Origin of the sequence: Kribbella sancticallisti, assembly GCF_039530625.1 — a bacterium.
Classification (GTDB): domain Bacteria; phylum Actinomycetota; class Actinomycetes; order Propionibacteriales; family Kribbellaceae; genus Kribbella; species Kribbella sancticallisti.
On sequence record NZ_BAAAOS010000085.1, the window covers coordinates 1 to 12058 of the forward strand.

Below are 12058 nucleotides of genomic sequence, written 5' to 3' on the forward strand. Positions count from 1 at the left end.
CCCCCAGCTATAAGGGATATCGGGCTTCGCGCGTGATCGCCCGTTCTGGCCGAGATCACGTCCCGCGCTACTACGGCGCTACCGGACTCGAATCAAGCACACGCCGGTACGGCGACGGCTAACGACCGACCTGCGGCGGTCACCCTCCGTGTAGCCCGATTACTCAGCGTGGCGTAACCTCTCCGCTGAGGTAGTTGATTGGTCAACTACCCGAATCGGAGGAGACCGAGATGAGCACGACCCGTAAGACTGCACCGAAGGCCCAGACGGTCCCGGCATCGAGCCGGGGCAAGGCGGCCGACCCGGCGAAGTACGCGCTGTTTGCGCAGTGGGCTGAGAAGGAGTTCGGGTTCAAGCTCGACCCGTCGCAGGCTCAGTTCGCCGTACTGCAGTACAAGCACTTCCAGGCTTCGGACCTGAACAAGAAGTTCAACGCTGCGAAGGCTGCATCGAGCGCCAAGAAGGCGGCCCCCACCCCCACGACCAAGCCAACCGCGAAGAAGGCACCGGCAAAGAAGACCACCGCCAAGAAGGCGACCCCGGCGAAGGCGAAGACCACCCGGACCCGGAAGGCTGCGGCATGACGGGGTCCGGTTGCAACTGCGGACGCGAGCACACGGTGGAGGCTGACGATGAGGCGGTGGAGCAGTCGGCCGACCTCGAAGAGTTGATGCGGAACGCCGGGGTGATCGAACTGCCCGACAGTCCGGCCGAACCGCCGCAGTGGCTCGACACCGGGACCGGTCCGGGTTGGCCGAACGGAACCGCCTGGGAGCGGCACGACGATCCGGAACAGCAGCCGTAACCCACAACTGAATCACTGCAACAGGAACACCCCGGTCAGGGTTAGTGACCGGGGTGTTCTGCGTCTCAGGGTAGGCGCTCCGGCGTGCGTGGCTAGACGCCCATCTCATGGCTTGAGGGATCGGGATGGGCCGGAGGGACCGAGACGGCGCTTCAGCCCATGACGCCCAAACGTCGCCAGCGCCGCGATGGGCTCCGGGGTCAAGGTCGGCGCTAGACGGCTCGCATCGCGTCCGCTAGCCCGCTCACGGCACCCTCACCGGGGAACCGGCGGCGTAGCTCCTGGTCAAGCTCGCTGGCGACCATCCGCAGGTGCAACTTGCTCTGCCGGCCATCCTTGAGCCCTTCGACGCCAAGGCCGACAGCAGCCTCAAGGTCACCTTCACGACCGGCGACGAACGCAAGTGTCAGTCTGCACTCTGAGATCCGCATCGGGCTTAGCTCGGTCCCGTCCGGCGCGATGTTGTCGTTGATGACGGATGTCGCGTACTCGCTCGCCTGCGCGTTGTCTTGCGCCATGCGGTGAATGTCCATCGAGTAGTAATCCCACTTCGCCGGATCGACCTTGAAGTGGTTGTCTGGCCGGTCCGGGTAGGGCAACTCTGCAAGCAGGTCCCGTCCGGACTCAAGCAGCGTCGTCAGCCCCGACTCTCCAAGACGCGCTCTCGCCTTCGCTTCCTGGGCGATGAGCTGTACTTGCACGCTGGTGCCCCGGGCGACTGCCTGTCCACGCCGCGATGCCTCGACGGCCTGCCGGAACCGGCCCTGAGTCAGCGCGAACCACGCCGTCATCTCATGACCCCACCCGACAATCTCCGGGTGCCCCGCTTCCATGCCCAACTGAGCAGCCGCTACCCGAGTGGACTCCGAAGCCGTACCCATCCCCAGGTCGTACTCAACACAACCCGCAAGCAACGCCAACCACCCGCCCGCCACCAGCAAATCCGAATGTGCCTTCAGGCCGACCGGTCGCCGCAGCAGGCTTCCCACGTACTGCAACCACTCGTGAGCCTCAGTGCGCAATTCCAGCGCGTCGCGCCGGTTGTACTGGCAGCACAACTCCTCAACCGTCGAGTGCAGAGACTCGATCGTGTTCGGTGTCGTGTCGGAAGTCTGCAACTTGGAGACCAGTTCGGCCGTCTGCCATGGCCGGTCGTTGAGCTTCGCGGTCGCGTCCTGTCTCGCTGCCGCGATGAGCTCACCCTTCGCCCGCAGTGCCGCGTCACACGCCCGCGCGATGTCCTCGGTGGCTGGCTTCCGGCCGTTCTCCACGTTCGACAGGTAGGACCGGCTGAAGTGGGTTGCCCGCGCCAGATCACCCAGCGACCACCCGCGATGATCACGGTACTCACGGAGACGGCTCCCGAACGTCATGACCCCAGTGTCACCTACGCCTTGTATCCCTGTCTCCCGATGCTGAGGGATACGCGGGAATGATCGATCCGGCGCGCTGTAGGGGTGATGCTCCAACCATGAACGACCGAACGCGGGGAACCCTGAAGGACGGCACACACTGGCCGGATCTGCGGGCTGCGCAGGACTTCGACTGCGACGGGGAGAACCCCACGACCGGCTGTCGGTGCGTCCTCGGGTACCACAATGGCTACCACCGCGACAGCACCGGTGCGGAGTGGCTGGACGACTGACCGGTGGGGCTGGCGTGTTGATCCCTGCATCCGCGCCGGTCCCACCTACCAACGAAACAACCCTCAGTGCGACTTCCTGCGCACTGAGGGTTGTTGCTCGCGGCACCTTTCCCGGTGGCACGAGTTCGTGATTGGATAGGGACGGAACCCCGGAAGACCTGAGGTGCTAGAGACACTTCAGTACGACCGGGGTTCCTTCTTGCTCAGACGCACATCCCCTGCGTCAGAGCTTGCTGCACTCGTGGCAGAGCGGCTTGCCGCCGGTGCCCGAACGCCGGTTCTCCGACTCGATGTTGTTGCCGGTGTTGCACAACGTGTTGTTGTGGTGAACAGCGGCCTTGATCGAGTGCCAAGCTGCGGTGACCATTCGGTTCCTCCTTCCGTTTTCGACGGACACGGCTCAAAGTGACAATGCGCCGCCAGTCCGGGGAAATCCCGGCCCGGAAAGCATCCTGCCCTACAACAGATGCAGAACGATGGACGACACGCGCGGCGTGGGAGATTGAAACGATCAATCGATTCGGGATATTGCAAGCCGCCACAGACGCTAGGCTGACACGCTATCCGGCACCACCGACAAAATGGGGCACGACATGGCGAAGCAGGTTGAGGCGTTCGACGTGACGACACCGGACGGCACCAAGGTCCGTATCGCGGTGCTCGACAGCAACGGCATCCGTGTGACGTTCAAGAAGCGCAAGACGGCTGTGTCCTGGCATGTGGTCTCGCGCAACGCGCCCAACGACGACAGCATCACGATCGTCACGCCGGTGGAGGAGATCTGATGCGATCTAACCAGCTTCACCGTCCTTGACGACCCGGAGATGCCCCACCCCACCCGTCGATGCGGGAGTGCGTGCCGCCGACAGCGCGCGGCGGATGCGGTCGGTGTCGCGCTTCGGGGCGTGGGAGTAGCGGTCGAACGTCATGACTTTGGAGGCGTGTCCAGCGCGCTCCTGGATCTCGGGCAGGCTGAGTGCGTCGTCCTTCCCCAGCCGGTTCACGTGCAGCGATATACCGGCGTGCCGGAGGTCGTAGAACCGCACCGAGTCCGGGACTCCGGCCGCTCGAGTAGCTGCACGCCAGTACTTGTTGTAGAAGTTGCTGTGCCGGATGGGCTTGGTGAAGTCGAGCCGTTCGATGTCCGGCCTGCCGTAGGCGCGTCCCTCCTTGAGGCCCACGAATAGTGGCAGTTCGTGCAGCTTGTTCGCCGGGTATCCCGCGGCAAGCGCTCGTGCACTGTGGGCCTTCACGTATGCGGCGAGCTTCGTGTTGGTGTCTGGCGCCAGGTCGATCTCACGGATGCTCTTGACGGTCTTGGGGTCCGTCTCGCGGATCAAGTGCCCGTTGACGTCGACCACGACTGCATTGATCCCGATCACGCCTGGCTCCGTGTCCACGTCTTGGAGCCATAGACCAGCCAGTTCCTCTGGCCGGCACCAGGTATCCGCCGCCAGCAGCGCATACACGTCGTACGGGTAAGGGAGGTTGCTGATGATGGTGAATGCCTCATCGGTGCTCAGCGGGTAGTACCCCGACTGGGCGTCGGAGACCTTGCGGACTGGCGGAAGGACCCCGCGCATCGTGCGGAACCGGCCGACGCGGGCAGGGTTCTCCGAGATGCGCCGCGTATCGACGGCGTAGTCCAGCAGCGTCCGCAATGCATAGAAGTTGTTCCGTACGGTGGTCGGCGATTTGCTGGCCTTGAGGGCATTCACCCACCCCCACACGGACTCATAGCTGATCTCACCGACCGCGAGGGGTCCGAACGTCGCGGGGATCGCTGTCGGCGCGGTGTTCATCAGGAGCAGACGCCGGTAGCCGTCCGCTGTCCGAGCCTTCGGGAAGTGGGTCGTGTCGAGGTATTCCTCAGCGACCGTGGCGAAGGTGTGCCGACCGCGCTCGGGATCAACGTATGTGCCGTTGCGCGTTGAATCGCGGAAGTCGTCGGCCAACTTGTCGGCAACACCCTTCGTGGTGAATCCACCCTTCGTACGGCGCTTGTAGTTCTGCGTCGGGTCCTCATACGCCACTTCCCAGCGCTTCTTGGAAGGGTGCAGGTTCTTCGTGCGGTGCGACACCCGAACCCATGCCCGAGGTTGCCGGCCACTCATGATGCAGCTCCGTTCGGACGTTGCGTGCTTGTAGGTGCGAGACGGGCCAGGAGACGGTTCGCTGCTGCGCGCGCCTCCTCGGGCTCAGCGAACTCACGGGGCGTCGGTGCATCGGACGGATAGCGGCCGAAGCCGTCGATGACGGCGACCCGGTAGACCGGCTTGTAGTGCCGGTGGAAGGTGGCGATGGTGAGATTCCGGTCGGTGCTCGGGTGGTCGGTGGCGCGAAGTGTGATGCGCCGGTTGATCGCCACGGGTGGTGGAGCAACGGCGAGCCGATACCTGGTCATGCCGCGACTCCTGCCGACTCGTGGCGGGACAGGATGCGGGCGACGGTTGGCGAGGACCACTGACCGCCGCGTGCGGTCGGATGCCCTTGTTCCGTGAGGGTTTCTGCAATGGCGCGGGTGCTCTGCCCTTCATCCCGAAGCCGAAGCATGACCTCTAGAGCCTTCTGTTGGGCCTTGATCGGGCCGGACGGACCCCAGCCGTACGGGTACCGGCCGACCGCGTGACCACCCTTCGCTGCCTTCGTGCTCCGGCCGTCGCGCAACCGCTTCACAATCATCAGCCGGTCGAGCTCATGGAACACCCCGGCCATCTTGCGCATCGCCGTACGCATCGGGTCATCCGGGTCATCGCGCAGAACCTCACCAGTAGTGGTGAATACGCGTGCGTTGAGACCGTTCCAGACCTCAGCCAGGATCGCTTCTTGAACCGTGACTTCACGCGCCAGCCTGTCGAGGTCCCGCACGATCAGGCCGCGCGCCTTACCGTCGTGGATCATCGTCAGCGCTTCGGTCAGCCCCGGTCGTTCGTGCGCGTCCTTCGCACCCGACACGCCTTCATCCCGCGCAATATGCACGATCCGATGCCCGTTCGCCCGAGCCCATCGCCTAATTGCACGGATCTGTATGTCGATGCCGTCGCCATTCTCGACCTGCTCCCGCGTCGACACACGAACACTCGCCACTAATTGCATTTCCGCTCCTCTCCGCTTTCGGAATGCGGCATCGCTCCGACCTGCTGCGCCGCTAATTCCGAAGTTTCAGCGGCGACTCTACGCCGGTCGTCTCAGAATGTGAGACGCAGGTCCAGGATCGCTACGCGCCGTTCTCGGGCCGTGAAGGTCGGCGGACAGCGTCCGGCCCACGGCGCATGGCTTCAGGCCCGTACGGACAAACCTCACCACGGCCGTCACCGTCTCCGGCCGCGTGTCCTCCGCTCGGTCTCCTCGACACCTTCGGCGACCCGCTCACGGATGGTCCGCGCCTTGCCTGGCGTCCGGCCGTTCCGGGTGGGGGTGGGGTCCAACTCCGACTCCTCATCGAGCCCTTCCTTCCGCCAGCGGACCGGGCTGTATGCACCCTGGCGAATGTCGGTTGTCTGCAGCACCGTTCCCCTCACCACGTCGTCGTCATCCCGCAGGATGCGTGACGCCTTGTCGGCCTGATCACGGTTCGCGTTACGTAGTGCAGCGTTGTTCAGCTGGTCGAGGTCTTCGCCTTGATGCACAGCAGGTTCCTCGCCCCACCCCCACTCGTCGCCCGATGACGTCAGTTGCTGCTGCAGGCGGTCTGTCTGCCCCATCAGTTGCGCAAACTCTCCACCACCGGCGAGAGCATCGCGCTTCTGCTCGGCGGTGAGCTCGCCCCACTGAGATTGCAGATCGGCCATGATTGGCGCCCACGCATCGTCGGTCTTCTGTTGCGCGATCAGGTCCAGCCCGAAGCGCTCGCTGAAGCCGGTGCGGTTGAGGATCATCTGCGCAGCGCGCAACGCATCAGCATCCGACGTGTTCGGGCTCAGCATGATCTTGCGAACTGTGGCGAGCGCTGGCATCACCATCTCCAGCAGCCGTTCCGTCGCCTTCGCCCGCACTTGTGGCGCAGAGCCACCGTGCTTCGAGCACACCGTCCCACCTGGAACAGCGCCACGCTTACACCGCTGGCCGGCATTGTCGCCGTGCTTTGTTGTAGCAGTGCAACGGTTGTACGTAGGTCGGTCTGTTCTAGGGTTTCCGCTCGCCCTGTTCTTCTTGGTCATATTGCAGCCTTTCTGTGGGTTCGTCTAAAAGTCCGTAGTCTCCGGATCGCGCGTACGCGCGAGGCTGGCCGGATCGAAAGTCCGTAGTCCGAGGAATCCCTATACCTAGGACTACGGACTTTTCTAACTCTCCGTATACGAATCCCCTTCCTAGGACTACGGACTTTCATCTACCGAGCGTTAGCAAGCTCATCGAGCAGCGCTGCAGTCTCCGAAGGCGTCAGACCCGGCACGGTCCCGGTCTCCCGGTCCACACCCGCCGCGTCCATCACCTCAGCCGCGCGCCGCATCGAGCCGAAGTGCACACGAAACAACGCCTTTGACTCGCGCTCCTCGACAACCGGCCGCCATTCCTTGCACCAATCGACGCGGCGAATGGGTCGCGACAGGACCTGTCGGTGGAGTTCGTCGTAGGCCATCGGCTCCAGTCCCCACCCGCGACCCGACAGCCGGTCACCCGCCACCAGCAACGCATCATTGCCGTGTCGTTTTACCCCGACATACGGCACCGACGACCGGCGCGCGATGCGCACCCGTGACTCCCATTGCCGCGCGTCCGTCAGCACCCCCACAAAGGGCGCCGCGCCACCGTTCATCTGCTTGAGGTGTTGCAACATCACGTCCACCTTTCGCTCGGCGCACTCCGCACAGCCCCACGTATCGCAGGGCCACGCGCACGCTGCTGTCCGGCCGTCCCGCCACACCAGCACGGCGACCTTGCGGCACCGGCGCGGGTTCTCCACCGCCCACTTCGCCTGGACCGTGCCGTCATCCGCAGCACTCCCATCACTGGCCATTGGGCGTGATGACTGCAATCCGGAACTCGGCACGCGTGATCGCGGTATAGAGCCACTTCACGCGGTCCTTGCCGAACCACCGCGACTCATCCACGATCAGCACGCTGCCCCATTGCGAGCCCTGTGACTTGTGGCATGTGATCGCCCACCCGTACGTCATAAACGCGCGTTCGCGCCTGCGGTGCGCGACAGCTTCGAACGCCTTCTCCTGATCCATGCCGCGGAAGCCGTCCCGCCATGCCGGAATTTCGAGCACCGCGCCGTCCTCACCCTCCACCGTCAGCCAGATTCCATCGCGGCCGTGCGGCTCGGACCCGACCACCGAGAACATCTGGCCGTTGAAGATGTCGAGGTCCCGGTTGTTCTTCAGGCAGATCACCCTGTCGCCGGGCACCGGCAGGTCGCCGTCCAGACCGTGCAGCGTGCGTAGCTTGTGGATTCGACGCCAACGCTCACGGTTCGTGCCGGTGATGACTTGACCGAACCGCATCGCCTGCTTGCTGGACACGGGTAGGTAGATGCTGTTGCTGCCGTAACGCTGGGGGATGAGCCGTTTGCCTTCCCGGACTCCGGTTGCGAACTCCAGCACGATCGAGTGCGCGGCCTGACGGTGTACTTCGGTCAGGAGATAGTCCGGCCTGGCGTCCGTGAAGTACCCGGCTCTTGAGCCTCGTGGCGGCGGAAGCTGCGCCGGATCGCCCAGCGCCAGCACAGGCACCCCGAACGAAAGCACGTCCTTCGCCATCACCTCATCGACCATCGAAACCTCATCGATGATGAGCAGATCCGCGTCTCTCAACGGACTGTCGCGATTGACAATCCACTCCGGAGTGCTGAGGTCGGTCTCCAGTTTCCGGATGCGGTCGAGCATCTCCGTGCGCCGGTCGGCGTTTCGCTCTGCGTTGAGCTCAGCCTTGAGTTCGTCCGCCTCGGCGCGCACCTTCTCCACGGGCAGGTAGATGAGGCTGTGCAACGTGGACGCGCCTTCGCATCCCTTGCTCCGCATCACATGCGCGGCCTTGCCGGTGTAGGCGGCATACATCACGGAACCGATCCCCAGGTGGCCCGCGACCTTTCGGGCGAGTGTGGTTTTGCCAGTGCCCGCATACCCAAACAGCCGGTACGTCTGCGATGCACCGCTCCCGTACCACCGCTTGATTCGGCGCATGGCCTGGGCTTGCTGCCCCGACAGTTCGTCACGCTTGCTCATTCGTCGTTGCCCTTTCCTCGCGCGTCGGCGAGTTGCCTGATCGCGTCGGCGACATCGGCCAGTCCCTGCCCGATTGCCTCCGCACCCTCACGTACTGCCGGACCGAGCGGTGTCTCCAGGCCCTCGCCAGCGACCGCGATGGACAGACCTTCCAGGCCACCCCATCCACCATCAGGCGCGCCGAACGAAATCTCACTAATTGCTTGGACCAAAGCGTCAATGCGCTCGCCGTCCGGGTCACGGAACGGCTCGATATTCTTGGTTTGGTTCATCGCAGTTCCTTTCTGGTGTTGGAACGGGCCGAAAACGGAGCGGCCCGTTCCGCAGATCTGCAAGCGGAAAGCCGGAGCGGTGGACCCATGGGCAAGGAGGACCCCAACCACCGCTCCGGCCGGTTCATGACGCCGACTGCCAGTCGCTAGACCCACGGCGCGCCTGGCGCTGTGCCAGGTAGGAGGCTGCGACAGGTCTCAGCCGGGACAGAGGCACCCTCCGGAAGTCCCGCAGCCTCAGACCGGCTTCTACGGCTTCAGCAGCGTCTGTGTGGGGGTGGGGTGGCGCGACAATCCGCAACCGGGAGCGATCCACGCCGACTCGGCATAACGCGTCATACCGCAGGCATCCCGAGTACGCGCCCGCTTCGTCCACGTCCACGACGATGTAGATCCGGCCGGTACCACGCGTGAACCACGACGCCTGGCAGATGTGGACTTCGCTTGCACCTTGCCAATGGGACGTTGCAGCCACCCCTACGGACACGAGGGCGTCGGCGTCCTTCTCACCCTCGCACCACGCGACCCGGCGATTGGATCGAAGCGCTTGCAGCAGTTCGGGAAGCCGGTACATCGCCCGCTCGGAGAACGCCAGCCGGTTGTCCCGGATCTTCGGGACCCAGAATCCACCCTCCGGCTTACGCTCGCTGGTGATCCACGAGAACATCCGGAACGCCTTCGGCTCATAGCGCACCTTGCTGATGCGAGGCTCGCCTTTGGGATTCGTGTAGACGTATTGCCGCATCTTCCGGCTCATGCAGCATCACCGCAGTCGATCGTGATCACGCCGTCCTTGAACATGCCCGAGTGGGCCCGGACGCCTTCCGCCCAGACCGTCACCACCACGAATGGTGTCCTGCGGCTGATGACGGCTTGGGCCAGAAGGAACGTTGCAACGTCGCGCGGGTCAGAGTCGAGCGGCATGCCGGCCACATCGCACGCCTTCCGCCAGTCGCTACGGATCCACGTTGCGATCTTGTCGACAGCACGCCGGGTTGGGCAGATCGCACCGAGCGCACTCGCGCAAATGAGTGCTGCATCGCCATACGCCTCTGCGTATCCGCCAGCTACGCGGACGGCCGGACCGCACGCCTCTGCACGGTTGGTGTCGATGACGTAGCTGCTGGGCTTCCCCCAGCGCGGGCTAGGTCCGGCGACTGAGGCAATCGCTAGACGTACCCTTGACGTCGTGTCGTTGTTGTAGTTGCTCATGGCATCGTCTCCGCAGACGGGGTGGGGCTGAACCTGACCGGGCACGGCCCCACCTCTCGTCTAGTCGTTGGTGATGAATGGATCGTGGGCCGCCGATCGGTCGCCTTGCAGGTATCCGGCCGTCAGCTTTGGGAGTCGGCCCCGCATCGCAGGCATCCGGTCCAGCTGCTCGGCCTGGAACTCGGCTGGATCCTTGGCGATTTCCTCCCAGGCGGCATCCTCCGCGGCACGATGCTCCGTGACCTGCTCCCGCACCTGCGGCAGATACCTGTGAACCTCGGTGGCCTGCCGACGCAGCACGGCGCCGCTAATGCGGCCCGACCGCGCACCCTCGATGAGGTCTTTGATCTCAGCCCGGATCGCTTCGACCTCAGCCCACCGCTGGGCGCAGTTCTCCTTGCTCTGCTCCTTGTGCTGGTCGTACGCCGCCTGCTGCTGGCCGCGCAGTGAACGTTCGTAGCTGATGCCGAACGCTTGAAGGTTCCGGTAGTGCTTCGGAGCAAGGGAGTTCGGCGGAAGCTGGTCCATTCGCTCGCGGTACTCCGTCAGCGTCATTGCCTCACCCTCGCTGGCCGCAATCGGGTCATAGCTGCTCATCGGTTCCCTCCCAATGCCGGTAGCGTCCGAGCCATCTCGTTGGCGCGCTCTCGTTCGGCAGTGGCCAGAGTGGCCTCACGATCGAGCACCTCGCCCAGGACGTTGAGCATTTCGTTCGCTTCGGCGGTCGCCTCGTCAATCGCCTTGTCGAGCGCGGACCAGTTCTGGTCATCGCGCGTCACGTCGCCTTGCGGGGTTCGTTCTTGCATCGGTCGTTTCCTTGTCGGTAGTGGGTTATCGATGTCGATGTCCGGATAGACGGACTGCCGCAGGCGGCCGAGCGCACCCCCACCCCGGAGCGGTTCCCGCTTCTCTTCCGGTGGCGGGGTGGGGGTTGCCCGTCGCGCCTGGGCAGCAGCCTTGAAACGTCCAACCTGCTCCGCGTTCGGCCGACTCACGCGGCATCCCGCTTCGAGTTGTGACGCCGGTTGACGCGGTTGATCTCGCGCTGAGTCGCACGGCGCATGAACTCAGCGAGCGTCACGCCTTCACGAGTGGCCGCAATGCTCAGATCGCGGTGCAGACTGCGAGATGCCCAGAACATCAGGTGGACCGAGTCCGGTGCTGGCCGTCCTCTTGGCATTGCTCCTCCTTGAATCGCTAGCGACTCGACAACGCTAGTCGTTGCGTCTGGCAACGAATCGCTTCATGTTGTCGAGCAGAGGTTGATGCAGGTGCTCACTGCTCGGCGGGAACGGACCACGCCTGTAGGCAGCGCTCGATTTCGGCGCGACTGATGAACACCGGGCCGGTCGGACCGGCTGGCTTGATGACGCCGATGCGGCGCTCAGCGATCCAGCGGTCCAGCTGGCGCGGCGTGCAGTTGAGCAACGCGGCAGCTTCCGGCTTCCGGAACATGAGCGGTTCCGGCGGTGGGGTGGGGGTGGTCCGAGTCTTGCGGGGTGGTCTGGGCACGGTTGTACCTCCGGGACACGATCACCGGAGATGGCCAGACATGAAGAGAGGCACGGACACCCGGCGACCAGATGGTCTGGGAATCCCGTGCCTCAGCGGACGCGGGGAGCGACGTTACAGGGCTGCAACACTCAGCCAGGTCGCTCGTTGTGGGAACCGTACGCCGCGAACGGCGGGCGCAGGGGGTTCGTGTGTTGTTGTTCTGTTCAGCCGATCACGACGGCCGACACCGACGATAGCCGCGACGGCTGAAACCGACAACTTCATGGTTGGGCGACGGTGTGGCGACGGTTAGCCGCGCTACTCCGGCGCTACGGCGCTCCGATCAGGGACGGGTCGGGACATCTGCGCAGATCGGCACGCTATTGACGCCGAAACGCCCTGTTTGCATGGGCTTTCGGCAGACATACCCGCTATCCGCCGTCATGCCGTCGCTAGCCGTCGT

18 protein-coding genes are annotated in these 12058 nt (G+C 64.4%); 4 read left to right on the plus strand and 14 right to left on the minus strand.

Translation table 11 applies throughout. The annotated features are described in order from the left end of the window. The first annotated feature begins 230 nt into the window (after nucleotides 1–230). Both ABD255_RS43475 and ABD255_RS43480 read left to right on the plus strand, forming a co-directional pair. The gene (locus ABD255_RS43475) at nucleotides 231–584 is read left to right on the plus strand and encodes a hypothetical protein (RefSeq protein WP_344222749.1); all 354 of its coding nucleotides are present in this window, start codon (nucleotides 231–233) and stop codon (nucleotides 582–584) included. Beyond that, on the plus strand, nucleotides 581–805 hold the full coding sequence (locus ABD255_RS43480; protein WP_344222751.1) for a hypothetical protein: 225 nt from the start codon (nucleotides 581–583) through the stop codon (nucleotides 803–805). The genes ABD255_RS43475 and ABD255_RS43480 overlap by 4 nt, the downstream gene beginning before the upstream one ends. A gap of 212 nt (nucleotides 806–1017) precedes the next feature. On the opposite strand, the gene ABD255_RS43485 is transcribed toward ABD255_RS43480, so the two are convergent. Beyond that, nucleotides 1018–2274: a helix-turn-helix domain-containing protein gene (locus ABD255_RS43485; protein ID WP_344222752.1), complete on the minus strand. Its 1257-nt coding sequence runs from the start codon at nucleotides 2272–2274 to the stop codon at nucleotides 1018–1020. Between the two features lie 2 nt (nucleotides 2275–2276). On the opposite strand from ABD255_RS43485, the gene ABD255_RS43490 reads away from it, so the two are divergent. Continuing rightward, a complete protein-coding gene (locus ABD255_RS43490; RefSeq protein ID WP_344222753.1) occupies nucleotides 2277–2450 on the plus strand; it encodes a hypothetical protein in 174 nt (57 codons plus the stop codon). Between the two features lie 223 nt (nucleotides 2451–2673). On the opposite strand, the gene ABD255_RS43495 is transcribed toward ABD255_RS43490, so the two are convergent. Then, nucleotides 2674–2817 (minus strand): hypothetical protein, encoded by a 144-nt coding sequence (locus tag ABD255_RS43495; RefSeq protein WP_344222754.1) that lies wholly within the window; start codon nucleotides 2815–2817, stop codon nucleotides 2674–2676. Nucleotides 2818–3043: 226 nt separating this feature from the next. Between ABD255_RS43495 and ABD255_RS43500 the strand changes: the two genes are divergently transcribed. Then, a complete protein-coding gene (locus ABD255_RS43500) occupies nucleotides 3044–3235 on the plus strand; it encodes a hypothetical protein (protein ID WP_344222755.1) in 192 nt (63 codons plus the stop codon). A gap of 6 nt (nucleotides 3236–3241) precedes the next feature. On the opposite strand, the gene ABD255_RS43505 is transcribed toward ABD255_RS43500, so the two are convergent. From ABD255_RS43505 to ABD255_RS43560, 12 genes are all read right to left on the minus strand, one after another. Continuing rightward, complete coding sequence (locus ABD255_RS43505) at nucleotides 3242–4564, minus strand: tyrosine-type recombinase/integrase (protein ID WP_344222756.1); 1323 nt, start codon at nucleotides 4562–4564, stop codon at nucleotides 3242–3244. After that, entirely contained in the window at nucleotides 4561–4854 is a 294-nt protein-coding gene (locus ABD255_RS43510) for a hypothetical protein (RefSeq protein WP_344222757.1), read from the minus strand. The genes ABD255_RS43505 and ABD255_RS43510 overlap by 4 nt, the downstream gene beginning before the upstream one ends. After that, the gene (locus tag ABD255_RS43515) at nucleotides 4851–5546 is read right to left on the minus strand and encodes a recombinase family protein (protein ID WP_344222758.1); all 696 of its coding nucleotides are present in this window, start codon (nucleotides 5544–5546) and stop codon (nucleotides 4851–4853) included. The genes ABD255_RS43510 and ABD255_RS43515 overlap by 4 nt, the downstream gene beginning before the upstream one ends. Nucleotides 5547–5761: 215 nt before the next feature. Further along, entirely contained in the window at nucleotides 5762–6478 is a 717-nt protein-coding gene (locus ABD255_RS43520) for a hypothetical protein (RefSeq protein WP_344222759.1), read from the minus strand. A 302-nt stretch (nucleotides 6479–6780) separates the two neighbouring features. After that, nucleotides 6781–7227: a hypothetical protein gene (locus ABD255_RS43525; RefSeq protein ID WP_344222760.1), complete on the minus strand. Its 447-nt coding sequence runs from the start codon at nucleotides 7225–7227 to the stop codon at nucleotides 6781–6783. 169 nt (nucleotides 7228–7396) lie between these two features. Continuing rightward, nucleotides 7397–8617, minus strand: coding sequence for an ATP-dependent DNA helicase (locus tag ABD255_RS43530; protein ID WP_344222761.1), 1221 nt, complete (start codon nucleotides 8615–8617; stop codon nucleotides 7397–7399). Continuing rightward, nucleotides 8614–8889, minus strand: coding sequence for a hypothetical protein (locus ABD255_RS43535; protein ID WP_344222762.1), 276 nt, complete (start codon nucleotides 8887–8889; stop codon nucleotides 8614–8616). The genes ABD255_RS43530 and ABD255_RS43535 overlap by 4 nt, the downstream gene beginning before the upstream one ends. 124 nt (nucleotides 8890–9013) lie before the next feature. Next, complete coding sequence (locus ABD255_RS43540) at nucleotides 9014–9646, minus strand: hypothetical protein (RefSeq protein WP_344222763.1); 633 nt, start codon at nucleotides 9644–9646, stop codon at nucleotides 9014–9016. Beyond that, nucleotides 9643–10101, minus strand: coding sequence for a hypothetical protein (locus tag ABD255_RS43545; protein ID WP_344222764.1), 459 nt, complete (start codon nucleotides 10099–10101; stop codon nucleotides 9643–9645). Before ABD255_RS43545 ends, ABD255_RS43540 begins: the two co-directional genes overlap by 4 nt. A gap of 60 nt (nucleotides 10102–10161) precedes the next feature. After that, on the minus strand, nucleotides 10162–10698 hold the full coding sequence (locus ABD255_RS43550) for a hypothetical protein (RefSeq protein ID WP_344222765.1): 537 nt from the start codon (nucleotides 10696–10698) through the stop codon (nucleotides 10162–10164). Next, a complete protein-coding gene (locus ABD255_RS43555) occupies nucleotides 10695–11096 on the minus strand; it encodes a hypothetical protein (protein ID WP_344222766.1) in 402 nt (133 codons plus the stop codon). Before ABD255_RS43555 ends, ABD255_RS43550 begins: the two co-directional genes overlap by 4 nt. Nucleotides 11097–11376: 280 nt before the next feature. After that, nucleotides 11377–11556 carry a hypothetical protein gene (locus ABD255_RS43560; protein ID WP_344222767.1) on the minus strand — a complete coding sequence of 60 codons (180 nt, stop codon included), beginning with the start codon at nucleotides 11554–11556 and terminating at the stop codon, nucleotides 11377–11379. Nucleotides 11557–12058: the final 502 nt, after the last annotated feature.

Bases quoted from the DNA above. Each gene is read 5' to 3' on its own strand.
- ABD255_RS43545 (WP_344222764.1), bottom strand. From the start codon at position 10,101: ATGAGCAACTACAACAACGACACGACGTCAAGGGTACGTCTAGCGATT.
- ABD255_RS43495 (WP_344222754.1), bottom strand. From the start codon at position 2,817: ATGGTCACCGCAGCTTGGCACTCGATCAAGGCCGCTGTTCACCACAAC.
- ABD255_RS43490 (WP_344222753.1), top strand. From the start codon at position 2,277: ATGAACGACCGAACGCGGGGAACCCTGAAGGACGGCACACACTGGCCG.
- ABD255_RS43540 (WP_344222763.1), bottom strand. From the start codon at position 9,646: ATGAGCCGGAAGATGCGGCAATACGTCTACACGAATCCCAAAGGCGAG.
- ABD255_RS43530 (WP_344222761.1), bottom strand. From the start codon at position 8,617: ATGAGCAAGCGTGACGAACTGTCGGGGCAGCAAGCCCAGGCCATGCGC.
- ABD255_RS43550 (WP_344222765.1), bottom strand. From the start codon at position 10,698: ATGAGCAGCTATGACCCGATTGCGGCCAGCGAGGGTGAGGCAATGACG.
- ABD255_RS43480 (WP_344222751.1), top strand. From the start codon at position 581: ATGACGGGGTCCGGTTGCAACTGCGGACGCGAGCACACGGTGGAGGCT.
- ABD255_RS43515 (WP_344222758.1), bottom strand. From the start codon at position 5,546: ATGCAATTAGTGGCGAGTGTTCGTGTGTCGACGCGGGAGCAGGTCGAG.
- ABD255_RS43475 (WP_344222749.1), top strand. From the start codon at position 231: ATGAGCACGACCCGTAAGACTGCACCGAAGGCCCAGACGGTCCCGGCA.
- ABD255_RS43500 (WP_344222755.1), top strand. From the start codon at position 3,044: ATGGCGAAGCAGGTTGAGGCGTTCGACGTGACGACACCGGACGGCACC.
- ABD255_RS43535 (WP_344222762.1), bottom strand. From the start codon at position 8,889: ATGAACCAAACCAAGAATATCGAGCCGTTCCGTGACCCGGACGGCGAG.
- ABD255_RS43525 (WP_344222760.1), bottom strand. From the start codon at position 7,227: ATGTTGCAACACCTCAAGCAGATGAACGGTGGCGCGGCGCCCTTTGTG.
- ABD255_RS43560 (WP_344222767.1), bottom strand. From the start codon at position 11,556: ATGTTCCGGAAGCCGGAAGCTGCCGCGTTGCTCAACTGCACGCCGCGC.
- ABD255_RS43510 (WP_344222757.1), bottom strand. From the start codon at position 4,854: ATGACCAGGTATCGGCTCGCCGTTGCTCCACCACCCGTGGCGATCAAC.
- ABD255_RS43505 (WP_344222756.1), bottom strand. From the start codon at position 4,564: ATGAGTGGCCGGCAACCTCGGGCATGGGTTCGGGTGTCGCACCGCACG.